Raw genomic sequence first — 25,852 nt, 5'->3', positions numbered from 1 at the left:
ATATTGATACACCGATCGCGAATTTCGTTGTGGCTGACGAGCTTACGGAATCACCGGATAGTTGGCCGCGAAAATGCTGTGTGCAAGATCGAGTATGACCCCAACTTTGATTAAGCAAAAGTGAACAAACCCGAAGGGCTTCGTTCGGGTTTGCTAATGTATTAATGGGTGCACGAAACGCCCGGGCATAACTTCACTTAACATGCGTGTGATTAGGATATGAATCAATGCTTGAAATGCGACGATTACGTCTTCTCAGAGAATTAAGTATTCGCGGAACGATCGCCGAGGTTGCGGATGTGCTCCGCTACTCCCCGTCCTCGGTTTCACAGCAGCTCAGCCAGCTCGAAGACGAAGCCGGAGTCGAGCTTTTGCGACGCAATGGACGCAAGCTCCAGCTGACTCCGCAAGCCCAGGTTCTCGTCGCCCACACCGAGGAATTGCTCGGCTCGATGGAACGCGCCGAAGCGGACCTGGCGGCGACCATGTCCAACGTCTCGGGCACCGTGCGCCTAGCGGTTTTCCAGACCGCGATGCTCGCCATCATGCCATCGGTCTTGCGCAAGCTGCACTCCATGCATCCGCATCTGCGCGTGGAGATGACCCAGCACGAACCCGAAGAAGCGCTGCACGAAACCAGCGCCCGCAACTTCGATCTGGTGATCGCCGAACAGTATCAGGGGCATGCGGCACCGATCTTTGAAACTCTCGATCGGCGCCACCTCGCGCATGACCCGATCCGCCTGGCGCTTCCGCTGCCCGGCGGCGAGGGCAACGCCGAATTCGACCGGGCCACTTCCCTGGCCGATGCCGCTGCCCTTCCATGGGTGATGGAACCGCCGGGCGCGGCAAGCCGGCACTGGGCGGAGCAGTCCTGCCGCATGGCCGGATTCGAGCCGGACGTACGTTACGAAACGGCCGATCTTCAGGCACATGTCACCCTGGTCGAGACCGGCACGGCGGTGGCGCTGCTGCCGGATCTGGTATGGACCCAGTTCGAGCGGCAGCTGCGTTTCGTGGACCTGCACAACGCCCCGGTGCGCACCATTTTCACCGCGATGCGGCACTCTTCGGCGCGATCCCCGGCGATCGCGGCGGTGCGCACGCTGGTGCACGAAGAGCTGGCAATTCAACACGAAGCGCAGGAACTCGATTCTGATTCTGCGCACTAGTTCGATACGGTCTTTTAAGTTACAAATCCATAACGAGCAGTGAAGGCAGCCAAGACAAATAGAAAAATAAGTGCAATAGTGGTGATTCGCACCACTAGATCCGCGGTTCGCCGGGCAATAACACGCGCCGGCGAACAAAAAACGGCAATGAGGAAAAATGTCTGACCAGACTTATCAGATCATCGCAATCGCTTTTTATATGGCCGTGATGCTTGGCATCGGCTATATAGCTTTTAGGCGAACATCGAATATCGACGATTACATGCTCGCAGGCCGTGGCCTGAAGCCTTGGGTGGCAGCGCTATCCGCAGGTGCAAGTGACATGTCGGGCTGGCTGTTGATGGGCCTGCCCGGCGCCATCTACCTTGGCGGCCTGCACGAAGCCTGGATCGCCATTGGCCTGCTGATCGGCGCCTGGGCGAACTGGAAGTTCGTCGCCCCTCGTCTGCGTTCCTACACCGCCATCTCACAGAACGCGATCACCATTCCGAGCTTCTTCGAGAAGCGCCTGAAGGACCGCAAGCACCTGCTGCGCATCGCCTCGGCGGTCATCATTCTGGTGTTCTTCACCTTCTACGTGTCCTCGGGCATGGTCGCCGCCGGCAAGTTCTTCGAAGCTTCCTTCGGCTGGCCTTATCTGAACGGCATGATCTTCGTTGCCATCATCACCTTGCTCTACACGCTGTTCGGCGGCTTCCTCGGAGCCTCGCTCACCGACGTGGCCCAGGGCCTGCTGATGTTCACCGCGCTGATCGCGGTGCCGATCGTCGCCGTCATCCAGATGGGCGATTTCGGCTCCCTGGCCTCGAAGATCACCGAGGTGAATCCGGAAGCATTCAACCTGTTCTCCTCCTTCACCGGCAGCAACTGGTTCCTCGCGGTCGTGGCAATTTTCTCCACCGCCGCCTGGGGACTGGGCTACTTCGGCCAGCCGCACATCATCGTGCGCTTCATGGCGCTGCGCAGCCCGGGCGAGGCCAAGACGGCACGCCGCATCGGCATCGGCTGGATGTTCCTGGCTTCGGCAGGCGCCATCGCCACCTCGCTGGTTGGCGTCGCCTACTTCGCCGACGAGCCGTTGACCGATGCAAGCAGCGAGACCGTGTTCCTGCTGCTCAGCCAGATCTTCTTCCACCCGCTGATCGCCGGCTTGGTGCTGGCCGCCGTGCTGGCAGCCATCATGTCGACGATGTCCTCGCAGCTGATCGTCTGCTCCTCGGCGTTGGTCGAAGATCTCTACAACATCACCGGACGCAAGGCCTCGCCTAAGGCACTGGTGATGCTCGGACGTACCGGCGTGCTGATCGTGTCGGTGATCGCCACGCTGCTGGCGCTGAGCCCAAGTTCCTCGATCCTGGACCTGGTCTCCTTCGCCTGGGCCGGTTTCGGCGGCTCCTTCGGTCCGATCGTGCTGCTGGCCCTGTACTGGCGCAAGCTGACCGCTCTGGGCGGCTTCGCCGGCATGGTTTCCGGTGCCGCGGTCGTCTACATCTGGGGCAACATCGACGTGCTTGCCAGCAACATGTACGAGATCGTCCCGGGCTTCATCGTCTCGCTGGTTGTCGCGTGGCTCGTTTCGCGGGCGACCTACAAGCCGAACGCTGAGATCGACGCGGAATTCACCGCCATGGAAGAAGAACTGGGCACGAAGGTTACCGCCTAACGCGCAAGTCGTTCTTCCCGAGAAAACCGGCGCCCGCCGAATGCCCAACGGCACTCGGCGGACGCCGGTTTTCTCCTTTAATCACCGCGCCACTTCCAAGCCCGGCGCGACACTTCAGGACAGCATCGGGCGGGCATCACGCCCGGGCACAGCAAACCGAAGTAGCCTTGGAGAAGTCCGAAGTTTCTGATCAACTCGAAGGATGATCTGAGAATGGCGCAGATGCTCAATAAGTTCACCCGCTGGCAGCGCACCGAATCGCAGTACCTCGCCGCAGACCCCGAGGCGGTGTATTCCATCGTCGGCAACCTGTCGCAGACCGGCAGCTGGATGAAAAGCTTCGACGGCTTCGTGGTGCACGACGACCAGCGCGGGGTAGGCACCAAGGTCGACCTGCGCCCGCCGGGCAGGCTGTTCGGCCCGCTGCACCGCGCCACCGCCCCAGCCGGTTCGATCACCCGCCGCAATCCGGCCCAACGCATGGTGGAATTCACCCAGCCGCAGCCCGGCGGAGAGATGGTCTTGCGCTGGCAAGTCGACTCCGCGGGCAGCGGCGCGCTGCTGCGCTTTACCGTTGCGCTGCGCGGGGTCGGCACCGCCGCCTTCAAATTCAGCGTCGCCAACGCGCTGTGCGCCGACTTCGCACTGGCGGCCGCACGCCTGTTCAAGGTCATCCCGCCGGCCGCGCACCGCACCGTACCGGCCCATGTGGTCATCTCCGGGGGACGCGGCTTCCTCGGGCGCAATCTGGTCGCCGAGCTGGTCTGCCGCGGTGCCTCGGTCGCGGTGCTCACGCGGAACGCGGAACCGGACTTCCCGGCCGAGCAGTACCCCTGGGACGGGCGCCACCAGGGGGCCTGGGCCAGCGCGCTGACGCACGAGAAGTACCCGGTGCACCTGATCAATTTGGCCGGCGAGCGCGTGGACAAGCGCAATACGGCGGAGAATATCGCCAAGCTGACCGCCTCGCGCGTGCAGAGCACCGCTACCCTGGCCGAGGCCGCGGCCGCGCTGGAGACCCCGCTGGCCAGCTGGATCCAGTCCAGCACCACGGCGATCTTCGGCGATGGCGGGGAAACCGAATTCACCGAAGACAGCCCCTTGCCTAAGGACGCACGCGCGCTGCCGGAAATGACCGGAGTGGCCTCGGCCTGGGAGCAGGCCTTCAACGACGCGCAGGTCAACGCCGCGCGCAGCTACGTGCTGCGCACCTCGCTGGTGATGCACCCCGATGCCCCGCTGCTCAAGCCGCTGAGCCTGCTGGTGCACACCGGCATGGGCGGTCCGCTGGGCAGCGGCAAGCAGTGGTTCAGCTGGATCGGGATGGAGGACTGGCTGCGCCTGGTGCGCAATCTGCTGGGCCTGGAGACCCCGCCGATCCCCGCAGGTGTGGTGCACGCGGCGAACCCGCATCCGCTGCGCAACCACGAAGTGATGGCCGCGCTGCGCTCGATCGCCGGGCTGCCCGGGCTGCCCACCGGTACGCTCTTGCCCAAGCTTGGCGCAGCGGCGCTGGGTTCCAACGCCCGGGTGGCGCTGACCGGGCGCAAGGTCACCAGCAGGGTGCTGGCCGACGCCGGATTCGAATTCACGCAGAACGACTTCTCCGCCACGCTACACGGCGAATAGCCGCCCTCCGCGCTTGCGTGCCGAAAGCACCATCGCGGTCTTGATCTGCACCATCTCGCCCCATTCGGTGTCCGAGATGAACCGGTACAGGTCCTTCTGGGTGCGCACGGTGACGTCGACGATCAGCTGCGCGTCCCCGGCGACGGCCGCCGCATAGCGCACCTCGGGCAGCAGCCGCAGGCGCTGGCCGAGCGCCTCGACGCTATGCGGGGAGGTCTGCACCCACAGCAGCGCCTCCACGGGGAAGCCGAGCAGCGCCGGCTCCACCAGCGTGCGGATGCTGATCTGCTCGCCGCGCAGCAGCCAGTCCACTCGGCGGGAGACCGAGGATTCGCTCATCTTCACCTGCCGGGAGATCGCATCGATGCTCGCCCGCCCGTCCTTGCGCAATACCTCGATGATCATCGAATCGTTTTCGGTGAGCCCGGGGGCCGGATTCCATTCGGTCAGCTCCCCGCCGGTGGCCGGGGTGAGCGCACGCTCCTGGGCCTCGCTGACCGGTTCGGCGCGCCAGGCGCGAATGGTCTTGAAGTACTTCAGGATCGGGTAGACGGCCAGCGAGTTCACCCCGGGGGTAGCCGGCAGCTGCATGGTGAGGATTTCGGCCAGGTCCCCGTCGTAGTGCAGCTCGGTGACCGCGTCGCTCTGCCCGGTGACCATATAGCTGAAACTGGTATCCGGGCGCTGGGCCAGCGCCTCGCAGGCCACCCGCACGGTCCCCGGCGCGCAGGTGAAGGAGGCGACCAGCGACCCGGACCGGTGCGCGATCGCCGCCACCGAAACTCTCCCGCTCTCCAGCAGCGCCTGGCCATAGCGCGCGACGGTCCGTTCCGGCTCGTGCAGCACCCTGGCGATCTTCCGCCAGGTGGCCCGTCCGTCGATCTGCATCGCGATGACGATGCGGCGTTCCAGCTCGTTGAAAACTTCATGCTGCGCCATCACAGGCTCCCCTTGGTGACTAAATCCTGCATCTATTGGGCAAGTCCATCATGGATTTGGCGGAAAACGACAGAAACTTGGCAATACGTGCCAATTATTGCCGTTATTGACGGGAGCTAGCAAGGTTATTACTAGATGCGATCCACATCACATCAAGCTTTGCCACCTACCCCTTTCAGGAGCCCACCATGCAGCCACAGCTCGTTCTGGCCGCTGGCGACCCGAGTTCAACGAACATCTGGGCCATCGCCAACACCCCCTTCCTGTGGTTCTGCGCCCTGGGCGTATTCGCAGTCATCTTCATCCAGACGGTCCTCTACTCGCGGGCGGCCAAGGTCGCCGCGCCGCATGTGGACATGCCGGCGCGCGAGCTGAAGGAATCCTTCCGCGCCGGTGCGGTCGCCTCCGTCGGCCCCTCGCTGGCGGTCGTCTTCGTCGCCATTGCGCTGCTGGCCCTGTTCGGCACCCCCGCGGTGCTGGTGCGCATCGGACTAATCGGTTCGGTCTCGGCGGAAACCGGATCGGCGACCATCTCCGCGGTCGCCATGGGCGCCTCGCTGGGCGGGGCGGACTACACCCAGCAGGTCTTCGCGGTCGCGTTCATGGCGATGAGCCTGTCCGGGGCCATGTGGATGCTCGCCACGCTGATCCTCACCCCGATCATGAAAAAGGGCGGCAAGTCGCTGGCCAAACGCAATCCCGCGGTGATGGCGCTGATCCCCACCGCGGCCCTGCTCGGCGCGTTCTCCGCGTTGACCATTGCCGAACTGCCCAAATCGAACGTCCACCTGATCCTGGTTGCGGTGTCCGCAGCCACCATGGCGCTGTGCCTCTTCCTGGCCAAAGCGCTGAACGCGAAATGGTTGAAGGAATGGGCGTTGGGCATCTCCATCGCCGTTGCCATCACCGCCGGCTACTTCCTGCACACCGCAGCCTAAGACCAGGAGCACCACATGAGCACCTCAGCAGCACAACTGACCGGCGCCGACGCCTCAATGGCGCGCTTCGAAAAGCAAACCACCCGCTACGGCTCGCTGACCATGTCCGCCGGCCTGCTCTTCTCCCTGCTCGGCCCGATCTATCTGGTCTTCTTCAGCGATCTGGACATCGCCCCGTCGATGATCTGGGTGGCGTTCCTCGCGGTCGCGGCGACCTTCGGGGTGCTGTGGATCGTCGAACCGGCCACCTACTTCCCGATCCTCGGCTCGGCCGCCATGTACCAGGCGTTCATGATCGGCAACATCTCCAATAAGCTGCTTCCGGCCGCGATCGTCGCCCAGGCGTCCATCGGCGCCAAGCCGGGCAGCAAACGCGGAGACCTGGCCGCGGTGATGGCCATCTGCGGCGCGGCCACGGTTCACCTCACCAGCCTGCTGCTCTTCGTCGGGCTGCTGGGCACCTGGCTGGTATCCATGGTTCCCGCCGAGGTAGTCGAGGTCGCCCGCCTCTACATCCTGCCCTCGCTGATGGGTGCGGTGCTCGTGCAGTCCATCGTTGCGATGAAGTCGCTGCGCCCCACCCTGGTGGCCATTACGCTCGCGCTGCTGATGAACTTCGTGATCCTGCCAGCTATGCCCGGGCTGGCGATGTTCGCCACCGCGCTGGTGGTCATCGCCTCCATCCTCGTTTCCTGGCTGGTCCGGGACCGCACCCAGTTCGCGGCGACCACCGAAGACTAAACACCACCAAGCAAAGGAAGACCATGAACGAGCTCGCATTGAACCTCCAGGAGACTCGTGCGCTGCACGAAAGCTACCTGCACCTGCACGCACACCCCGAATTATCGATGCAAGAGCACGCCACCGCCGACTACATCCAGGGCCGGCTGAATGATTTGGGCATCGAGAACTTCCGCTGCGGCGGCACCGGGGTGGTGGGGATCCATGCCAATGGCCCCGGCCCGGTGATCGCCTTCCGCGCGGATTCCGACGGGCTGCCGATCAAGGAAGACACCGGCGCGGACTACGCCTCGGTGGCCACCGGGGTCTTGCCCGACGGCACCGAGGTTCCGGTAATGCACGGCTGCGGCCACGACACGCACGTGGCCTCCGCGCTGGCCGCGGCGCAGGTGCTGGCCCGAAGCACCGACAGCTGGTCCGGCACGGTGCTGTGGATCTTCCAGCCGGGCGAGGAAACCGCGGCCGGCGCGCAGGCGATGCTCGCGGACGGGCTGTGGGACAAGGTCCCGCACCCGCAGGTGGTGCTCGGCCAGCATGTCTTCCCCTTCCAGACCGGATCCATTGCGGTCACCGAGGGCAGCGCGATGGCGCTGGCCGACTCGCTGAAGGTGACGCTCTTCGGCAAGCAGTCCCACGGCTCGCAGCCCCAGGATTCCATCGACCCGATCGTGCTCGGCGCGCATATCATCACCCGCTTGCAGAGCATCGTTTCGCGCGAACTGCATCCGCTGAGCCCGGCGGTGATCACCTGCGGCACCTTCCATGCGGGATTGAAGGAGAACATCATTCCGGATCGCGCGGAGTTCACGCTGAATATCCGCACGCTCACCGAAGAGGTCCGCGCGCAGGTGCTCAGCGCGGTCACCCGCATCATCGAAGCCGAGGCCGCCGCCGGCAATGCGCCGGCGCCGCTGATCGAGCCGCTCTACAGCTTCCCGCGGCTCTACAACGACCCGCAGCAAACCCAGTCCATGGCCTCGGCCTTCGGGACCGAGTTCGGTGCCGAACAGGTGCGCTTCGTGCCCCCGGCGATGGGCTCGGAGGACTTCGGGGCGCTGGCCGATGCGCTGGGCGTACCGAATGTGTTCTGGATGTTCGGCGGCTTCGACACCACCGCTCGGCCCGCCCCGGTAAACCACTCCCCGCATTTCCTGCCCGACTATGTTCCAGCCCTGGATACCGGGGTGCGGGCAGCCCTGGCAGCCATCGGGTATTACGTCGGCTCCGCTAGCTGACATCGTCACATGACAGAGAAAGTCCTAACGTGTCATTAAATTCACGTTAGGACTTTCGCGCGTCTAGGCTATTACCCAACGCCAAAGCGCCCCAAAACTCACTATTCACCGCAGCTTTACCTCACCGTTGCTCTCGCCTTACTCGCACCCCGAAGCATGGATAGAGCAACCGGTACGCAGCGTGTCCAGCGTCGGGCACGTGAAGAATTACTAGGTCTACCACTTTGAAGGAACGACATCCCATGGCAAATTTTCTTGAGGCGAGCGAAGGCACGGCACGACCGCAGATGCCCAAACCGAGCGATCTGGCCAAATTACGCAAACAGGCCGGCAAAACGCAGTCGCAGGAAAGCGTTTTGGACGAGATGACTGCCAATGTTGCCGTGGATGCCGCCTATAACGACGACGAGAGCATCGTGGAGGCTCCACGCATCGTGAATTTTGGCCGCACGCTGAAGAATATGAGCGAGGCGCGCCATTTCTTCCGCACCAACCAGACTCCGATCTATTTCATCGGCGCCACCCCGGTGAACCTGCTGGGCCTTGACCGCTGGGTGCGCAAATTCAGCTATATCACTTACTACGATGGCTGGGACGGACACCACCCGCGGGTTTTCACCCCGAGTGAGAAGCCGCATGTGGACTTCCAGAGCTCCGAAGAAATCAACAACTGGCTGCTGGAAAACCCCGAGGTGCGCGAATACATCGATGCGCGCCGCACCCCCGGAGGCCAGCGCCCGAAGATCGCGATGGTGTTTTTCGACGAGGAAACCGAGGCGATCTGCGAGGAGCTGGGCTACGACCTGATCCTGCCATCGCACGAGCTGCGCACCCATCTGGATTCGAAGATCGTCACCACCGAACTGGGCAACGCCGCCGGCGCCCACTCGGTCCCGAATGTGCTGGGCACCGCCGACTCCTATGCGCAGCTGCAGAAGCTTTCCCGCGGGGCGAAGCTCGGCGATGATCTGGTGGTGCAGACCCCATACGGCGATTCGGGCAAGACCACGTTCTTCATCACCAGCGAGGATGATTGGAACCAGTATTCCAAGCACATCATCGGCGAACAGCTCAAGGTCATGAAGCGGATCAACAACCAGCCGGTGGCCGTGGAAGCGGTGCTCACCCGCTGCGGCACCGTCGTCGGCCCGATTCTCACCGAGCTGGCCGGATACAAGGAGCTGACCCCGTACAAGGGCGGCTGGTGCGGCAACGAGATGCACCCCGATGTGGTCACCGACGGGCAGCGCGCCCGCGCCATCGAATTGGTCCGCAAGGTCGGAGCGGGGCTTGAATCCACCGGCTACCGCGGCTTCTTCGAGGTCGACGTGCTGGTCGATACCGACACCGACGAGGTGTACCTGGGCGAATTGAACCCGCGCATCTCCGGGGCGAGCGCGATCACCAACGTGACCGCCGGCGCCTACGCGGATATCCCGCTGTTCCTCTTCCACCTGCTCGAATACCTCGACGTGGACTTCGAGCTGGACGTCGATGAGATCAACGCGCGCTGGGAGGAGCTCTCCGGGGCGGATGTCTGGAGCCACATGATCATCAAGGAAACCGATGACATCGTGCAGTACATCACCCATGCCCCGCGCACCGGCAAGTACTTCCTGGACTCCAAGGGCAAGCTGCAGTTCTCGCGCAGCGCGCTGGACTGGCACCAGCTGCAGAACCACAAGGAAGCGTTCTTCCTGCGCATCTACGGTGCCGAAGATTACCGTTGGAAGGGCGCTGACTTGGGTGTATTGGTGACCAAGGCGAAGCTGCAGTATGAGGGGAAGAAGAAGACGAAGTTGACCATCGACGCGAAGCACTTCATCTCCTCGATCCGCGCGCAGTACAAGGGCATCGACGTTCCGCCGGCGGAAAACCGCTAACCCAGCATCACTGCCCCATTCAACTGCTGGTGGTAGGCTCCGAAACACAGAGCACAACAGCGTTCCCAAGAGAAGACGGACCAGCAGATGACCAGCGGCCTAGCGACAACCGAGTTAACGATCGCCAACTGGCAGTATCCGGAAAACATCCAGATATCCTTCCAGAACATCGCCGAGTTCCTGCCTACCACCAAGGTCTCCCGCGGCGATGACGCGATCGCGAAACTGCCGTTCACCGAAATGGAGATCGGCGAGCTTGAGGTAGCCAAGGTCTCCGCGTCCGAACCGTCGATGACCGTGCGCGGGGTCATCAACTCGACGAACACCGATGGCCTGCTGGTGATGCGCAATGGCCGGGTACTGGTGGAGAAGTACTACAACACCATGACCTCGCTGACCGACCATCTGCTGATGTCGATGAGCAAGACCGTCGTGGGCACCGTGGCGGGCGCGCTGGTAGGCGCCGGAAAGCTGGACGTGGACGCGCTGGTCACCGACTATGTGCCGTCATTGGAACGCTCGGGCTATGCCGGGGCGAGAGTCCGCCACCTGCTGGACATGCGTTCGGGCATCCAGTTCTCCGAGGAGTATCTGGACCCGAAAGCCGAGGTGCGCCTGCTGGAGGAGGCCATCGGCTGGACCGAACCCAGCGGCGCGATCGGCCCGATCGGGATGTACGACTACCTGCTGACGCTGAAGTCCAAAACCGAACACGGCGGTCCTTTCGAGTACCGTTCCTGCGAGACCGATGTGCTCGGCTGGGTACTGGAGGCGGCCGGCGGTGCGCGCATGGCGCAGCTGCTCTCCGAGTATGTATGGGCCAAGATCGGCGCACAGCAGGACCTGGTGATGGGCACCGACCAATTCGGCACCGGCATGTACGACGGCGGCTTCAATGCGACCCTGCGCGACTTGGCGCGCCTCGGCCACCTGTACGTCAATGACGGGGTGGCGCTGACCGGGCAGAAGGTATTCGAGCCAGATTGGATTCGCGATACCTTCACCGCCACCGAAGACCAGCTCAAAGCCTTCGCCGATTCACCGGGCGATAATATGATGCCCGGCGGGCATTACCGCAATCAGATCTGGTTCCCCTACCCCAAGTCGAATGTTGCCTTGGCGCTGGGCATCCACGGGCAGATGATCTACATGAATCCCGCAACGAAGATGGTCTGCGTGAAGCTCTCCAGCTGGCCACTGCCGCAGGATGCCTCCAAGCTCTTCCCCACTATCCGCGCCTTCGACGCGATCGCCAACCATCTGGCCGAACAGGACGGCCGCTAGGCTTTCGGCCTCGCGGCCATCGGCTGACCGCGCCCCAGCTTCGGCACCGTGTGCCGAGACTGGGGCGCTCTTCGTTTCCCGGCCAAATTCCTGCCCAGCGCGGTGCGGCCAGTTTGAAACCCGGCACCCGCAAAGGCAGACGGGGTCAGAGTTCGCTGCGGCCCTGGAGGTAGGCACGCAAAACCTGCAGCACCCCGTGCTCGGTATTCGCCGGGGCGGTGAAGTTCGCCGCGGCGGCCACCACCGGGTGGGCGTTGGCCATGGCGAAGGAATAGGTGGCGGCCTTGATCATTTCCAGATCGTTCGGGTAGTCACCGAAGACCGCCGTTTCACCGGCGCTGACGCCGAGTTTCTCCTGCAGCGCGTTGAGCGCAAGGCCCTTGTGCACCCCGTGGTTCATGGCGTCGACCCAATGGCTTCCGGAGATCACCACCTGCAGCTCAACGTCCAGGGCCGCGGCCATCTCCTGGACCGCGCCGGTGCCCACGTTCACCGCCATCTTGATGATCTCGTCCTGCACCTGGGCCAGGTCCTCGACGACCTCCACCGCGCGGTAGTACGGGGCGATCGCGGCAGCGAAGGCCGCGTCGCTGCGTTCCACATAGGCGGTGCGGCGGCCGCAGAGCACCAGCCCGGCATTCAGCTGCCCTTGGCCGCGGACCGCGGCGATCACCGCGGCGACCGACTCTCCGGCGATGATGTTCGAATAGATCTCGTTCTCGCCGTGCATCACCACGGTGCCGTTTTCGGCGATGATGGCGATTTCGCCCAATTGCGCGAACTGTTCGCGCAACGTGGCGAACTGCCGCCCGGAGGCCGGGACAAAGCTGATGCCCCGATCCTGCAGTTCGTCGATCACGGCCCAGGCCGCGTCGGGGATTTGGCCCTCACCGTCCAAGAAGGTGCCGTCCATGTCAACGGCGACGAGCTTGATTTGGGCGTTCGGGTCAATGGTATGCATAGGTTCCTAAGTGCCCGAGTGCAGGGCGCGATGCGCGGCGCCCAGCACCCCGGCGGCGTTGTTGTATTCTGCCGGCACGAGTTTGGCCCGCAGCTTCAGTTGCGGCAAGAACTGCTCATGGTCTTCGGAGATCGCGCCGCCGATGACGATCAGATCCGGGCTGCAGAGGAATTCGACGTGGGACAGGTAGCGCTGCAGGCGCGCGATGTACTGCTCCCAACTGAGGTTCTCTTCGCGCATCACCCGGGCGGCGGCCTTGCTCTCCGCGTTGAAGCCGTCGATCTCCAGATGCCCGAATTCCACATTCGGGAAGAGCACCCCGTCGCGGAAGAACGCCGATCCGATGCCGGTACCCAGGGTCAGCAACAAGGTGCTGCCCTTGATCGGCCGGCCGTCCTGCGAGCCGGCGCCGGCGTATACCTCGGCCATGCCCGCCGCGTCGGCGTCATTGAGCACCGAAACTTCGCGGCCCAGCAGCTGGCCCAGCATCGCCGTGGCATCCAATCCGATCCAGGCCTCATCGATATTCGCGGCCGTATGCACCACCCCGTCGATCACCACGCCGGGCACGGTGACGCCGGCGGGGATGCCGTCCAGCTCTTCGCCGGTGAGCCGCTGCAGCTCGCCGATAATCTCCGTCATCACCTGGGCCACGGCGTCCGGGTGGGCACCCTCAGGGGTGGTGGCCTGGCCGAAGGTGCTCTCCACGAGCTTGCCGGCGGAGTCGACCAAGGCGTATTTGATCGATGATCCGCCCAGGTCAAGGCCGATGGCAGCGTACTGCGACTCAGCTGCCGATGCGTCAGATGTTGCCATCAGGATACTCCCCTGCAAGTGGTTCATGCCGTGGGGTACCCACGGAAAGCAAACCAGAAACTATATTAAGGACTCTTAACAATAGCTAGCGGCGGCGTTCGCAGTCAACGCCTAGACGGCTTCTGCCCGGTAGCTGGACCAAAGCCGAACCAGATGCTTCGACCTCGCCCCATGCAGCGCCCCGCGCAGTGCCGCATCCTCGCCCAGCGTGCTGACCTCAAACTCGGTTCTTCCCAGCCCCATCCTACGGGCCAGCGCACTTTGCAGACCAATGGTGAAGGACTCGAAGGGAGCCAGCGGACCGCAGAGCACCAAGCGGTGCGGATCGAAAAACGCCAGCAGGTTGCCCAGCACGTCGGCCAGCAACTCGGTGAGCCCGGCGACCAGGTGATCGTCCGGTTCCTTCCCGCTCAGCGCCCGCAGCAGGCGGGCGCAATCCACCCGGGAGCTGCCGGCCTCGGTCAGCCCGGCGGCGCGCAATCGCTCCAGGAAGGTGTGTTCCGCGAAGCGTTGCGCGCTCAGCTCGCCGGCGGTGCCGCTGGCGCCGCGGTGCACCTTGGAGTCGATGACCAACGCCGTGCCGATACCGGGCCCCACATAGAGCAGCACGAAGGACCCGGCAGCACGGCCCGCATCGAGTGCGATCTGTGCCTGCGCCATCCAGTTCACGTCATTGTCCAAGCTGGTCGGAGCCCCGGTCTGCTCGCGCACCAGCGGCGCCACAGAGGCCGAGGAACCGGCATAAACCGGGGTGGGCAGCGCCGTGCTCTGCTCTCCGGCGCGCTGCACCGGCGAACTTTGCGATACCCCCGCGGCCAGGGTCTGCCCCGCGCTGGCGGCAATTAATTCCTGGACCATGTCCGCCGCTAGTTGCTGCACCGCCGCGGCGCTGGCCTCGGTGGGCACCGCGAGGTGCGCGTCGGCCAGGGTGCGGCCGGACAGATCGGTGGTACGGCCCAGCAGCGTGCCTGCTTCCAGACTCAGGCCGAGCAGATGGCCGAAGTCCTGGTTGATTCCGTAGCTTTCCGGGGCACGTCCGCGCCGGACCGCGGCCTTCGGATCGTAGTCGGCAGCTACGGAGCTGACCAGGCCGTTTTCCTGGAGGCGCAAGATCCCCTGGGAGGCGGTGGGTTTGGAAAGGCCCAGAGAATCGGCGATATCGGTGCGCGTGGCGGGCTGGCGCAGGCACAGGTAATCGAAGATCTGCCGGTCGGTCAGCGTGGCCAAGGCCCGCGGACCGGAGGTCGGTGCGGGGATGCTCACCGGGAGTCCACCAGCCGCTCCGCGAGGCGTTCGAAGCGCCGGGTGCTCAAGCCGTGGGCGGACCGGTAGTCGCCGAGCGAACCGTGCTGCGCGATGCCCAGGTCCGGGGCCCGCTCCAGCCCGGCGACGCTGGTGCCAAGCATCAGATGGCGAAGCTCTTCGGACAGCATCGTGCGCATGGAGTCGAGCCAGGCGGCGGGAATCCCGCCGGCCTCACGCAGGTTCGGCAAGGCGGGCGGCTCATTCTTCACGGACATAATCGCTAAACTATCACGGCTGGCGCCGTTGTCTGGCGTGGTCAGTCGAAGGTGATCAACTGGCGGATGCTGCTCCCATCGGCGAGCTCGTCGAAGGCCAGATTGATTTCGCTCAGCGGGCGCTGGCCGGTAAGCAATTCCTCGACCGGCAGCAGCCCGTCGCGCCAGAGCTGTTCGTAGTAGGGGATGTCGCGGGCGGGGACGGCCGAGCCGAGGTAGGAGCCGATGAGGGTGAGCGCCTCGGTGGCACCTAGCTCCAGTGCGCGCCGGAGCTTCTCGCGGTTCATATCCACCGCGATCAGCCGGGCCGGGCGCTTCCAGCCTGCGGTATGGGCGATGGCTACCAGCAGCGCCGCCATGCCCACCCCGCCCAGGCCCAGCACCATCAGGGATTGGCCCTGCACCGGCCGGCCCGCGTTGCTCACCGCGCGGTTTCCCCGAAGCTGATGGACTATGAGCTGCGGCTCTACGCCACCGCCGAGTACCTGGAGCGGCGCGGCACCCCCACCACGCTGGAGGGCCTGCGCGAGCACTATCTGAACTACTACATCGACACCGCGCTGACCGCGGACAAGCTCGACGACGCAACCAGCCTATTTCCGCCGATGCGCCGCTCGGTGTCCTCCACCAGTATCGCGGTGCAATTCGCCGCGACAATGAACCACGCCGGACTAGGCCTGCTGCCGGTCTTCCTCTCCGAGCAGTACCCGACCCTGGCGCCGGTGCTGCACGATCAGTTCTCCTACACCTCGGAGTACTGGCTGGTGGGCCGCGAGGAGGCGCTGCGCAACAAGGCGGTGCATGCGACGGTGCGTGCGCTGAACGATGCCGCCGCAAATGGCAACTGGTTCATCCCGCCCTTCGACTGCTGAACTGGCGCACTACCCAGGCAAAGGGCAGCCCCGAACCCGTTGCCCCTCGATTGCAGCCAGTCCGCACTAGTCGCTGCCCGCCGCCGCTCGGGCACGATGCCTGCGCACAGCCGCCCGATTCGCGCAGCGCACCGAGCAATACTGCTGCCGTCCGTTGCGCGTCACATCGGCCACCACCGCCGTGCAGGGATCCCCCGGCGTCGCTCCCGCGGCACAGCGGTGCAGCCGGTGCATCCCACGGGTGGTGAGATGCAAGGCGGTTCCCACGCTGAAGACAGCCGAGAGCACGTGGGGCAAGGCGCGCGCGTCGTCATCCCGGTAGTGCAGATGCCACCCTTCATCATCGTGGTCGGTAAGCCGCGGATACGCAGAGGCGGTGGCCATGTGCTCATTGAGGATGCGTGCACGCTCTTGCGGGTCCGGTGCATCCACCACGGTCAGCCAGTCGTCGATGACACGGCGAACCGCAATGTAGTCCCCCGTTTCCTCGGGAAAGGGAACTGTCATTCCGAATTCCCGTGCGCGAGAGACGATTCCGGCACGGTCTTCCGGCCAGGACGAGGCGAGCGAGGCAGCTAGCAGAACCGCATATTCTCCGTAAGGGTTGAGATGCATAAGACCATTACATCATGGTAGTAGTATGCACATTAAACAGAACATCAAAACTCAGCAAAACACGTCGCTCGTCGGCACCCACGAGCACAGCTGGATCAGCGAGTCCAAGCACCCTACTTCGATCGGCTATGTCATCTACGTGCGTTGCAATGCCTGCGGAGTGCGGCGAGTGGACATCCAGAACCAAACGAACCTCGTACCAACACCGGTGAGCGCCGAGCTGCACCCCCTGCCAGGTCGGGCATCGAGCAATGTGAGTCAGAGGAGCAACTGACGGTTTCCCATCTGGACCGAACAACAGTCCCAGCACCCGCAGACCGGGCTGCCGTTCCGCTGCGACCGGACCGCCATCCACGAATCTGGTGCAAGACGATGAGTGAATAAATTTTCCATTCACCCCCACACGGCTAGCCCGCTCCACCAGCATGCCTGCCTAGCACCGCACCAACCAGGGCACTGACTAAAAATATTATTCATTCAGCCACCGAACCCCACCTGTGATGATCAATCACGAGTATGTCCTGGATCACCCTTGGAAGGTAGGTGTTGGCGCCCCATTGCGGGTTCCGCTTTCGCACATCGAGCGTGCATCAATGCACAATGGTTTCGGGTTCTGCCCGGCAACGCGCGTCCTCGCGGTAGCGTAGGAGCACCGCAGGCTCTCGGGCGCTGCACGAACCAAGGAGCACAAATGAGCGATACACCCACGGTCCGCGGGGTCGAGGTCGACCCGCAGACGCGCTGCGCCCACTATCATCAGGACGTCGATATCATCGCTATCAAGCACTTCTGCTGCGGACAGTACTATCCGTGCCACCTGTGCCACGCGGAAGTCGCCGGCCACCAGGTACGACTCTGGCCCGCGGAGCGCTTCGGCGAACCGGCGGTGCTCTGCGGAGTCTGCAAAGCGCAGCTGAGCGTCACGGACTATCTGGGCGCGAGCCATTGCCCTGCCTGCGATGCGCTCTTCAACCCCGGGTGCAAGCTGCACCTGGCACTGTATTTCGAGGTTTAGAGCAGCCCAGAGTCCGGGACATCCAAACCGAGCAGGGCGTTTTCCACGACCTCCATCAGCGCCGGGTGGATCCAGTACTGGCCGGTGGCCGCGGTGTGCGCATCGATGCCCAGGTTCATCGCCATAATCACCGGCTGGATGAGGTTCGAGGCCTCCGGCCCCATGGCGTGCGCGCCGACCAGCTGGCCGGTGCGCTTGTCGGCCAGCACCTTGAAAAGACCGGAGCGGTCCTCCATCGCCCAGCCATAGGCGGTGTCCCCGAACTTCTGCGTCTTCACGGTGAGGTGCTCCGCTCCGAGCTGCGCGCGCGCTTCTTCCTCGGTGAGCCCGATGGTGGCAAGTTCCGGGTGGGTGAACACCGCTGCCGGGACCGCACGATCGGAGTTCTTGCGCAGCTGCCCGGGGTGTTCCAAGTTGTGGGCGACGAGCCGCGCCTCGTAGTTCGCCACATGCTTCAGCTGCGTTTGTGAGCTGATGTCCCCCAACGCGTAGGTGCCGGTCACCGGCTGCCCGCCGCGCAGCACCCGCTGGTATTGATCCACCTGCAGCCGGCCGTCCTCGTGCAGCTCCAGGCCGGCTTCCCGCGCGCCGATCAGATCCGTATTCGGGGTGCGGCCGATGGCCACCAGCACCGCGTCGGCTCGCAGCGTTTCGGACCCGAGCACCACGTCCAGCCCGGAATCGGCCGGGCGCAGCGCGCGGGCTTCGGTGTGATAGCGCACCTGCCAGTGGCCGGTCGCTTCTGCGTTGAAGGCCCCGCGGATTTCGGCATCCAGGTGGCGCATCAGCGCTCCGGAGCGGACCAGCTGGATGACCTCGGTGCCCAGCGCGGAGAAGATTGCGGCGAATTCGCAGGCGATGTAGCCGCCGCCGATGATCACCAGCCGTTCGGGAAGCTTCGCCAGCCGCATGATGGTGTCCGAGGTGTGCACCCCGTCCAGCTCGATGCCTTCCAGCTCGGGCATGGTGGGGCGGGAACCAGCGGCGATGACCAGCTGCTCGGCGGTGATTTCGGTGCCGTCTTCGGCCCGCAGGGTTTTGCCTTCGCGCAGCGTGACGAACTGGGAGATGAGCTCGACGTTCTCCAACCGCTTGCGGTAGTCTTCGCCGCCTGCGGAGATCGGGTCGATGCGCCCGAATATCCGGTCGCGGATGGCCAGCCAGTCGACCTTCTCCACGGCCATCTGCACCCCGAGCCGGGCCGCTTCCTCGGTCCCGCGGGCCAGATGGGCGGGGCGGACGAACATCTTCGTCGGGATGCAACCGACATTCAAGCAGGTGCCGCCGAAAGTTGAGCCTTCGGCGATAGCTACCTGCTTGTCATCCCAGTAGTCGGTAATCAGCGAATTGCCGGAACCGGAGCCAATGATTGCAAGATCTACGTTACGCCGAGTCATGGCTTCATCGTAGGCCAGCGGCCCAGCCAGAGAAACATTTTCGCCGCCGAGCGAAGTTTCATGACTTGGCGGGCTGCGCCTCAAAGAAGCCGGGAACCTGCGGGACAACGAGCACCGGGCGGGACTGCCGATGGGCCAGCGCAACGGCGATCGAACCATCCATCAGCTCTTCCATCCTGCTGCGCAGCCCCGGACGCCGGGTGCCGATGGCGATCAATTGCGCGTCAAGCTCTGCGGCGACCCGCATCAGAGCTTTGGCAGGATCTCCGGCGACCGTGCGCGCCGCCCAGCTGATCTTCGTCCCGGCGAAGGCCTTCGAAAGCTGTTCGGCGAGCGCCGGGGAGAAATCTTGCTGAAACTGTTCGTCCCCGTCGAAGGTGGTGTCTTCGACTATTTCTCCGGTGGGCAGGCGTTCGGTGACGAATCGGCCCGAGTCCGCGTAGAGGCACATGACCTTCGCGCCCGTGGCCTCGGCCAGCTCGATGACGGCTTCAAGGACCGCCGGTGCCTGCCCCAGTTCAACGCCAACCAACAAAATACGCTCAGTCATCAGGACTCCCACGGATCGTGCCGAGTGCGGATTTTCATCCGCCGCAACGGGTTTGCGTCGCTAATCCCAGTATGCCAGCGCGCCGCTGTCTTGTCCGCAAATTTTTGCCGCCGGACACCGGCGGGCCGGCCCGAAGATGGACCGGCCCGCCAGGTGCCCTCTTGTTGCCGATCGTGCTTCGGCTAGATGACCGGGTCCGAGGCGAACTCGGCCATCGCGTCGATCATCCAGTGCACCACATGTTCGGTGAACGAGGCGCGCGGCATGACATACCAGCTGTTCTCCGCGGTGCGCCAGAGCAGGATCGGCACGTTCGCAACCGTGGTGGTGATCGCCTGGTTGACCGCGAAGGCCCGCGGATGCAGATCGGCCGGGCAGCTCTTGCGCAGCACCAGGCTGGCCGCCGCGCCGCGCAGCTCCAGCACCGCGCGGTTCGCCGAGAGGTCGATGACCTGGCCCGGCGCCTGACCCAGGGCGGAGTCCAGCGGCTGCGTGAGCTCCTCCCCGGCGGCGTTGAAGGCCATGAATTCATCCGGCCCGAGCCAGAGCACCGCGGTGCCCTCGATGGACCCGGCGACCTCGCCGACGCCGGCGGGCAAGCCCACGCCGGTGGCCGCCGCGAGCGCCTGGTGCCCGGCGCTGCCGGGAACCGCGCGCAGCGACACGGCGGTGGCCAGCGCGATCTCGCGCAATGCGACGGCGCGCGCCCCGGCGACGGAGGCCCGGGCCATCGCCTCGGCCAGGTGCGCGGCCGGGGAGCGGCGCAGATCGGTGGTTGGTTCGATTACGCTGTGCTTAGCCATCTCGGCGGCTGCCTTCCGGGTCGTAGAGGACGGTTTCGCAGACCTCGACGTCGACCAGCTGGTCGCCGACGGGGGCCTTGAGGACTTCACCGATGCGGTTGAAGCCGTTCTTGATCAGGGCCAGGCCGAAGGTCCGGCCCAGCGCGGGCGAGTTGTAGGAGCTGGTGACCCAGCCTTCCATCGGGACCGGGCCGTCGGCCGGGGTGAACGGTGTTCCGGCTCCGACCAGCGCGGTGCCTTCGGGCAGGCGCAGGGTCTTGTCCACCGGCAGCACGGAGACCAGCTGCTTGCGGTCCGTGCGCTGGTTGTCATCGCGGCTGAAGGAGCGGTTTCCCACGAAATCCTTCAGCTTGGAGACCACCCAGCCCATGGCCGCGTCCTGCGGGGTCACCGTGCCGTCGGTGTCCTGCCCGACGATGATGAAGCCCTTCTCGGCGCGCAGCACGTGCATGGTTTCGGTGCCGTACGGGGTGATGTTGTATTCCTCGCCGGCCGCGTAGACGGCCTCCCAGGTGCCCAGCCCGTACCAGCTCGGCACCGCGATCTCGAAGGCGAGTTCCCCGGAGAAGGAGATCCGGCTGATCCGTGCCGGGGTGCCGTTCTCCAGCGTGGTATCCGCGAAGGCCATGAACTTGAACGCCTCGTTGGACACGTCCAGCTCCGGGGCGAGCTTGGAGATCACCGCGCGGGATTTCGGCCCGACCACCGCGACGGTGGCCAGCTGCTCGGTGACCGAGGTGCACACGACATCCAGTTCCGGCCACTCGGTCTGCAGCCACTCCTCCAGCCAATCCAGCACCTCGGCGGCGCCCCCGGTGGTGGTATGCATCAGGAAGCGGTCCTGCGCCAGGCGCAGGGTCACCCCGTCATCGAAGATCATCCCGTCCGCGTGGCACATGACCCCGTAGCGGCCCATGCCGACCTTCAGCTTGGTGTAGCCGTTGGTGTAGATGCGGTTGAGGAATTCGGCCGCATCCGCCCCGCGGATCTCGATCTTGCCCAGCGTGCTGGCATCCAGCATGCCCACCGAGTCGCGCACCGCGGCGCATTCGCGGTAGACGGCCTCGTCCATGCTTTCACCCGGCTGCGGGTAGTACCAGGGGCGCTTCCACTGCCCGACGTCCTCGAACGCGGCGCCTTGGGCCAGATGCCAGGGGTGCATGGCGGTGACGCGGGCCGGGTCCAGCAGCTGGCCGCGGTTCCGCCCGGCCAGGGCGACAAAGGAGACCGGGGTGTAGGGGGCGCGGAAGGTGGTGGTGCCGATCTCCGCCGGGTTCTCGATGCCCAGCACCGCGGCGATCACGCCGATCGCCGCCACCCCGGAGGTCTTGCCCTGGTCGTTGGCGGTGGAGATCGAGGTGTAGCGCTTCACATGCTCCACCGAGCGCATGCCGGCTCCGGTGGAGCGCAGCACCTCGGCCACGGTCTGGTCGCGCTGCAGGTCCACGAAGTGGTGCTTGTAGTGCACCGCATCCTCGCCCTGGCGGGAAGGGACCAGCCAGACCGGGCGGGTTTCGCCCAGGGCCACCTCGATGGCTTCGGGCACGCGGGCGATCGTCTCGAAGCCGGCGGCGGTGGCCGCCGCGGCACCGGCGGCGGCGCCCCCGGCCAGCGCTCCGGCGGTGTCGAAGCGGCCGGTGAGCGAACCGGCGAGGTGCTGGTTGGCGACGGGTGCCGCGGGCAGGAATGCGTGCACGGTGGCATCCCAGGCGAGCTTGCCCTGGCGCTGGGAGTGCAGGTGCACCACCGGGTTGAAGCCGCCGGAGATGGCCAGGGTGTCCGCTTCAAGGCGCTGCGCGGCGCCGATATCGTTCTGCGCATCCAGGCTGGCGACCCAGACGGCGGACAGCTCGCCGTTGGCGCCGGCCTCGGTATCCACGACCACCGAACCGGTGATCACGTGCACCCCGGCGCCGACCGCCTCGGCGGCAGCCACCGAGACGTTTTCGCGGGCGTCGACGACGGCGACGACCCCGCCGCTGGCGGCCAGCTCGGTGACCAGCGGGTAGACCGAGTCGTTGGTGGTGGCCACGAGGATCTGCGACCCCGCGCGCACCCCGTAGCGGTTCAGGTAGGAGCGGACGGCGCCGGCGAGCATGATGCCCGGGCGGTCGTTGTTCTCGAAGACCAGCGGACGCTCGTGGGCGCCGGTGGCGAGCACCACCTGACCGGCACGGATATGCCAGACGCGTTCGCGCGAGACCCCCGGAGCCGGGGCATCGTCCAGAGGCGCGGTGCGGCGCTGCACGGCGATCACGTAGTTCGAGTCGTAGCTGCCCAGCGCCGTGGTGTGCTGCAGGTGGGTGGTCTCCTCTGCGGCGTCAAGCTCGGCGGTGACCTGCGCGATCCACTGGCAGGAGTCGATCCCGTCGATCTGTTCGTCCGGGGCGTCGAGCAGCCTTCCGCCGGCTTCGGCGCGCTCATCGAGCAGCATCACCCGGGCCCCGCTGCGGGCGGCCTCGCGGGCGGCGGCCAGGCCTGCCGGGCCGGCGCCGACCACCAGCACGTCGGTGTGCACGTGCGCGTGGTCGTAGTAGGCCTCGTCCTTGCGCGGATCCATGGTGCCCAGGCCCGACAGGGTGCGGGCGGACAGCCCCTGGGCGGCGGGAACCACCGGGGCGGCGAGCATCGACTCGTCCACGTCATCGCTGTGCCGCGCGTGGATGTGGACCAGCGCGTTGGGCTCCTCCACCCCGGCGGCGAAGATGCCCCGCGGGCGCTTCAGGTACAGCGAGTCGCCCACCCGGCGGATGCCGGAGGCCAGCATCGCGCTGGCCAGGGTATCCCCGCGCAGCGCGGACAGCGGCTTCTCGTTCAGCTTCACGTCGAGCGGCTGCGCGTAGTCCACCCGGGCGTCGGCTGCCTGCGCAGCGTCCAGACGGTATGAATCGGTGGTGCTCATCGGGTGCCTCCCTCGGTGTTTTGCAGTGCCGGGCGGGCTTCGCCGGCACCGTAGATTGCCTTGAATTCGTAGGTAACGGTGTCGCGCAGGGCGTTGAACCATTTGCGGCACCCGGCGGCGTGCACCCAGCGTTCGGCGTTGATGCCTCGGGGGTTCTTGCGGTAGAACAGGTACTGGGCCCATTCCTTGTCGCTCAGCGCCTGCGGGTCCTCCGGGTAGGCGACGTGCGCCTGGCCGCCGAATTTGAATTCGGTTTCATTGCGTGGCCCGCAGTTCGGGCAGTCAATCAGCATCATGAGCTGGTTCCCTTTCTTAGTGGGCCACGGCTGCGGCGCCGTGTTCGTCGATGAGGTAGCCGGTTTCGAAGCGTTCCAGCGCGAACGGCTTGTTCAGCTTGTGCGGCTCGTCGTTGGCGATGGTGTGCGCGAAGGTCCAGCCGGCACCCGGGGTGCCCTTGAAGCCGCCGGTTCCCCAGCCGCAGTTGACGTAGAGGTTCTCGACCTGGGTCTTGGAGATGATCGGCGAGGCGTCCATGGTGGTGTCCACGATGCCGCCCCAGGTGCGCAGCACGTGGGCCCGGGCGAAGATCGGGAAGAGCTCCACGGAGGCGGCCATCTGCTCCTGGATCACGTGGAAGGCCCCGCGCTGGCCGTAGCCGTTGTAGGAGTCGATGCCCGCGCCCATCACCAGTTCGCCCTTGTGCGCCTGGGAGACGTAGACGTGGATGTGGTTGGACATGACCACCGTCGGGTGCACCGGTTCGAAGAGTTCGGAGACCAGCGCCTGCAGCGGGTGGGACTGGATCGGCAGGTCGACGCCGGCCATTTCGGCCAGCACCGAGGAGTGGCCGGCGCCCGCGAGGGCGACCTTGCCGGCCAGGATGGTGCCGCGGTTGGTCTTCACTCCGGTGACCTTGTTGCCGTCCTTGAGGATTCCGGTGACCTCGCAGTTCTGGATCAGGTCCACGCCCAGCTCGTTGCATTTGCGGGCGAAGGCCCAGGCAACGTGGTCGTGCTTGGCGATGCCGGCACGGGGCTGGTAGGTGGCGCCCATGATCGGGTAGCGGATGTCGTCGGAAATGTTGATGATCGGGCAGGCTTCCTTGACCTGTTCCGGGCTCAGCCATTCGGCGTCCACGCCGTTGAGCTTATTCGCCTCCACGCGGCGGACCGATTCGCGCACATCTCCCAGGGTGTGGGCCAGGTTCATGACCCCGCGCTGGGAGAAGAGGAAGTCGTATTCCAGTTCCTCGGGCAGCTGCTCCCAGAGCTTCAGGGAGTGCTCGTAGATGCCAGCCGATTCGTCCCACAGGTAGTTCGAACGGATGATGGTGGTGTTGCGGGCCATATTACCGCCGGCCAGCCAGCCCTTTTCAAGTACGGCGATATTTGTCATGCCGTGGTTCTTGGCCAGGTAGTAGGCGGTCGCCAGTCCGTGCCCGCCGCCGCCGACGATCACCGCGTCGTAGGACTTTTTCGGGTCCGGGTTGTTCCAGAGAAATTCTGGGTGCTCGGGAAGCAGGTCAGCCATGATTATGCTCCAATCTTCGGCAGGTTCGGGTACAGCGGGTGAGCGGCAGCTAACTTCAAAACACGTTCCTTCAGCTCCGGCAATACGCCAGTATCACCATCAGCACCAGCAATCAAAGCCTGCGCAATAATCTCCGCAACCTCGCCAAACGCAGCCTCCGAGAAACCACGAGTCGCCAACGCCGGAGTGCCAATGCGCAACCCCGACGTCACCATCGGCGGACGCGGATCAAACGGCACCGCATTACGATTCACCGTGATCTCCACCTGCGCCAACAAATCCTCGGCCTGCTGCCCATCAAGCTCCGAATGACGCAAATCAACCAGAACCAAATGCACATCCGTGCCACCGGTCAGCACGCTAATGCCCTTAGCCGCCACATCCCCCTGGCCCAAACGCTCAGCCAGAATCCGCGACCCAGCCAACGTACGCGCCTGGCGCTCCTTGAACTCCGCCGACGCAGCAATCTTGAACGCCACCGCCTTGCCAGCAATCACATGCTCCAACGGACCACCCTGCTGACCAGGGAACACCGCCGAATTGATCTTCTTGGCAATATCAGCATCATTGGTCAGGATGATGCCACCACGCGGACCGGCAAGAGTCTTATGCGTCGTGGAGGTGACCACATGCGCATGAGGCACCGGCGAAGGATGCAACCCAGCAGCCACCAACCCAGCGAAGTGCGCCATATCCACGAACAAGTACGCACCGACCTTGTCAGCGATCTCACGGAAACGGGCGAAATCCAACTGGCGAGGATACGCCGACCAGCCAGCCACGATCATCTTCGGCTGGCTCTCCACGGCAAGACGCTCCACCTCATCCATATCCACCTCATAGGTCTGCTCATCCACACCGTAAGGAACGATGTTGAACAGACGACCGGAGAAGTTGATCTTCATCCCGTGGGTCAGATGACCGCCATGAGCCAAGTTCAGGCCCATCACGGTATCCCCCGGGCGAACCAGCGCATGGAACACCGACGCGTTGGCCTGCGCCCCCGAATGCGGCTGCACATTGGCATACTCCGCACCGAACAAAGCCTTCAGACGCTCGATCGCCAACGTCTCCACCACGTCGACCTCTTCGCAGCCACCGTAGTAACGGCGGCCCGGGTAGCCCTCGGCGTACTTGTTGGTCAGCACCGAACCCTGCGCCTGCATCACGGCCTGCGCGGTATGGTTCTCCGAAGCGATCATCTCCAGACCACGCTGCTGGCGAGCCAGCTCCGCGTCGATGCGCTGCGCGATCTCCGGGTCCAGGGTTCCGAGATCCTCGGTCAGCGAATCCGCTGCGAGGGAGGTAGTTAGAGTCATTGCCCATTCCTAAATGTATGAATTGCCGACAACTGATATATCAATCTGTAATTCACTGTATGATGGGA

At 64.8% G+C, this 25,852-nt stretch carries 25 protein-coding genes; 11 read left to right on the top strand and 14 right to left on the bottom strand.

Annotated elements, in window-relative coordinates:
• The first annotated feature begins 227 nt into the window (after nt 1-227).
• The 3 genes from CIK76_RS11870 to CIK76_RS11860 all read left to right on the top strand — a co-directional run bounded on the left by CIK76_RS11870 (nt 228) and on the right by CIK76_RS11860 (nt 4,464).
• The gene (locus CIK76_RS11870; protein ID WP_096286714.1) at nt 228-1,172 is read left to right on the top strand and encodes a LysR substrate-binding domain-containing protein; all 945 of its coding nucleotides are present in this window, start codon (nt 228-230) and stop codon (nt 1,170-1,172) included.
• A 157-nt stretch (nt 1,173-1,329) separates the two neighbouring features.
• Nucleotides 1,330-2,835 (top strand): sodium/proline symporter PutP, encoded by a 1,506-nt coding sequence (putP, locus tag CIK76_RS11865; protein ID WP_096286712.1) that lies wholly within the window; start codon nt 1,330-1,332, stop codon nt 2,833-2,835.
• 213 nt (nt 2,836-3,048) lie between these two features.
• Nucleotides 3,049-4,464 (top strand): NAD-dependent epimerase/dehydratase family protein, encoded by a 1,416-nt coding sequence (locus tag CIK76_RS11860; protein WP_096286710.1) that lies wholly within the window; start codon nt 3,049-3,051, stop codon nt 4,462-4,464.
• On the opposite strand, the gene CIK76_RS11855 is transcribed toward CIK76_RS11860, so the two are convergent.
• Nucleotides 4,450-5,403, bottom strand: a complete 954-nt coding sequence (locus tag CIK76_RS11855) for an AsnC family transcriptional regulator (RefSeq protein WP_096286708.1) — start codon at nt 5,401-5,403, stop codon at nt 4,450-4,452. The genes CIK76_RS11860 and CIK76_RS11855 overlap by 15 nt on opposite strands.
• 188 nt (nt 5,404-5,591) lie before the next feature.
• Between CIK76_RS11855 and CIK76_RS11850 the strand changes: the two genes are divergently transcribed.
• The 5 genes from CIK76_RS11850 to CIK76_RS11830 all read left to right on the top strand — a co-directional run bounded on the left by CIK76_RS11850 (nt 5,592) and on the right by CIK76_RS11830 (nt 11,484).
• On the top strand, nt 5,592-6,341 hold the full coding sequence (locus CIK76_RS11850) for a DUF5058 family protein (protein ID WP_096286706.1): 750 nt from the start codon (nt 5,592-5,594) through the stop codon (nt 6,339-6,341).
• A gap of 15 nt (nt 6,342-6,356) precedes the next feature.
• On the top strand, nt 6,357-7,082 hold the full coding sequence (locus tag CIK76_RS11845) for a hypothetical protein (RefSeq protein WP_096286704.1): 726 nt from the start codon (nt 6,357-6,359) through the stop codon (nt 7,080-7,082).
• Between the two features lie 23 nt (nt 7,083-7,105).
• Nucleotides 7,106-8,317, top strand: a complete 1,212-nt coding sequence (locus CIK76_RS11840) for an amidohydrolase (RefSeq protein WP_096286702.1) — start codon at nt 7,106-7,108, stop codon at nt 8,315-8,317.
• A 242-nt stretch (nt 8,318-8,559) separates the two neighbouring features.
• Nucleotides 8,560-10,200 (top strand): biotin carboxylase, encoded by a 1,641-nt coding sequence (locus CIK76_RS11835; protein ID WP_096286700.1) that lies wholly within the window; start codon nt 8,560-8,562, stop codon nt 10,198-10,200.
• Nucleotides 10,201-10,287: 87 nt separating this feature from the next.
• A complete protein-coding gene (locus tag CIK76_RS11830; protein WP_096286698.1) occupies nt 10,288-11,484 on the top strand; it encodes a serine hydrolase in 1,197 nt (398 codons plus the stop codon).
• 145 nt (nt 11,485-11,629) lie between these two features.
• On the opposite strand, the gene CIK76_RS11825 is transcribed toward CIK76_RS11830, so the two are convergent.
• The 5 genes from CIK76_RS11825 to CIK76_RS11810 all read right to left on the bottom strand — a co-directional run bounded on the left by CIK76_RS11825 (nt 11,630) and on the right by CIK76_RS11810 (nt 15,206).
• Complete coding sequence (locus CIK76_RS11825; RefSeq protein WP_096286696.1) at nt 11,630-12,445, bottom strand: HAD family hydrolase; 816 nt, start codon at nt 12,443-12,445, stop codon at nt 11,630-11,632.
• 6 nt (nt 12,446-12,451) lie between these two features.
• Entirely contained in the window at nt 12,452-13,261 is an 810-nt protein-coding gene (locus tag CIK76_RS11820; protein WP_096286693.1) for an ROK family protein, read from the bottom strand.
• A 111-nt stretch (nt 13,262-13,372) separates the two neighbouring features.
• Nucleotides 13,373-14,524, bottom strand: coding sequence for an ROK family transcriptional regulator (locus CIK76_RS11815; RefSeq protein WP_141393543.1), 1,152 nt, complete (start codon nt 14,522-14,524; stop codon nt 13,373-13,375).
• Nucleotides 14,521-14,781, bottom strand: a complete 261-nt coding sequence (locus tag CIK76_RS19085) for a hypothetical protein (protein WP_141393542.1) — start codon at nt 14,779-14,781, stop codon at nt 14,521-14,523. The genes CIK76_RS11815 and CIK76_RS19085 overlap by 4 nt, the downstream gene beginning before the upstream one ends.
• 41 nt (nt 14,782-14,822) lie before the next feature.
• Nucleotides 14,823-15,206: a hypothetical protein gene (locus CIK76_RS11810; protein WP_176484190.1), complete on the bottom strand. Its 384-nt coding sequence runs from the start codon at nt 15,204-15,206 to the stop codon at nt 14,823-14,825.
• Between the two features lie 21 nt (nt 15,207-15,227).
• Here CIK76_RS11810 and CIK76_RS11805 point away from each other — a divergent pair, with 21 nt between their 5' ends.
• On the top strand, nt 15,228-15,653 hold the full coding sequence (locus CIK76_RS11805) for a LysR substrate-binding domain-containing protein (RefSeq protein WP_176484189.1): 426 nt from the start codon (nt 15,228-15,230) through the stop codon (nt 15,651-15,653).
• A gap of 66 nt (nt 15,654-15,719) precedes the next feature.
• Here the strand turns inward: CIK76_RS11805 and CIK76_RS11800 are convergent, their stop codons facing one another.
• Nucleotides 15,720-16,268, bottom strand: a complete 549-nt coding sequence (locus CIK76_RS11800) for a CGNR zinc finger domain-containing protein (protein WP_096286686.1) — start codon at nt 16,266-16,268, stop codon at nt 15,720-15,722.
• 25 nt (nt 16,269-16,293) lie between these two features.
• Here CIK76_RS11800 and CIK76_RS19605 point away from each other — a divergent pair, with 25 nt between their 5' ends.
• Together CIK76_RS19605 and CIK76_RS11790 are read left to right on the top strand one after the other, a co-directional pair.
• Nucleotides 16,294-16,542, top strand: a complete 249-nt coding sequence (locus CIK76_RS19605) for a hypothetical protein (RefSeq protein ID WP_096286684.1) — start codon at nt 16,294-16,296, stop codon at nt 16,540-16,542.
• A 417-nt stretch (nt 16,543-16,959) separates the two neighbouring features.
• Nucleotides 16,960-17,283 carry a CHY zinc finger protein gene (locus CIK76_RS11790; protein WP_096286682.1) on the top strand — a complete coding sequence of 108 codons (324 nt, stop codon included), beginning with the start codon at nt 16,960-16,962 and terminating at the stop codon, nt 17,281-17,283.
• On the opposite strand, the gene CIK76_RS11785 is transcribed toward CIK76_RS11790, so the two are convergent.
• From CIK76_RS11785 to glyA, 7 genes are all read right to left on the bottom strand, one after another.
• Nucleotides 17,280-18,680 carry a mycothione reductase gene (locus tag CIK76_RS11785; RefSeq protein WP_096286680.1) on the bottom strand — a complete coding sequence of 467 codons (1,401 nt, stop codon included), beginning with the start codon at nt 18,678-18,680 and terminating at the stop codon, nt 17,280-17,282. The two genes, CIK76_RS11790 and CIK76_RS11785, sit on opposite strands and share 4 nt — an antisense overlap.
• Nucleotides 18,681-18,738: 58 nt before the next feature.
• Nucleotides 18,739-19,230, bottom strand: coding sequence for a universal stress protein (locus CIK76_RS11780; protein WP_096286678.1), 492 nt, complete (start codon nt 19,228-19,230; stop codon nt 18,739-18,741).
• 182 nt (nt 19,231-19,412) lie between these two features.
• The gene (soxG, locus tag CIK76_RS11775; protein ID WP_096286676.1) at nt 19,413-20,033 is read right to left on the bottom strand and encodes a sarcosine oxidase subunit gamma family protein; all 621 of its coding nucleotides are present in this window, start codon (nt 20,031-20,033) and stop codon (nt 19,413-19,415) included.
• On the bottom strand, nt 20,026-22,935 hold the full coding sequence (locus CIK76_RS11770) for a sarcosine oxidase subunit alpha family protein (RefSeq protein ID WP_096286674.1): 2,910 nt from the start codon (nt 22,933-22,935) through the stop codon (nt 20,026-20,028). Before CIK76_RS11770 ends, soxG begins: the two co-directional genes overlap by 8 nt.
• Complete coding sequence (locus tag CIK76_RS11765; protein WP_096286672.1) at nt 22,932-23,231, bottom strand: sarcosine oxidase subunit delta; 300 nt, start codon at nt 23,229-23,231, stop codon at nt 22,932-22,934. Before CIK76_RS11765 ends, CIK76_RS11770 begins: the two co-directional genes overlap by 4 nt.
• Before the next feature lie 16 nt (nt 23,232-23,247).
• Nucleotides 23,248-24,465, bottom strand: coding sequence for a sarcosine oxidase subunit beta family protein (locus tag CIK76_RS11760; RefSeq protein WP_096286670.1), 1,218 nt, complete (start codon nt 24,463-24,465; stop codon nt 23,248-23,250).
• 2 nt (nt 24,466-24,467) lie between these two features.
• Nucleotides 24,468-25,784: a serine hydroxymethyltransferase gene (gene glyA / locus CIK76_RS11755; protein WP_096286668.1), complete on the bottom strand. Its 1,317-nt coding sequence runs from the start codon at nt 25,782-25,784 to the stop codon at nt 24,468-24,470.
• Nucleotides 25,785-25,852 lie beyond the last annotated feature (68 nt).

It is taken from the genome of Glutamicibacter sp. BW80 (genome assembly GCF_002332385.1).
Lineage (GTDB): Bacteria > Actinomycetota > Actinomycetes > Actinomycetales > Micrococcaceae > Glutamicibacter.
The sequence above is the reverse complement of the archived record's forward strand: the minus strand, read 5'-3'. Positions and strand labels throughout refer to the sequence as shown.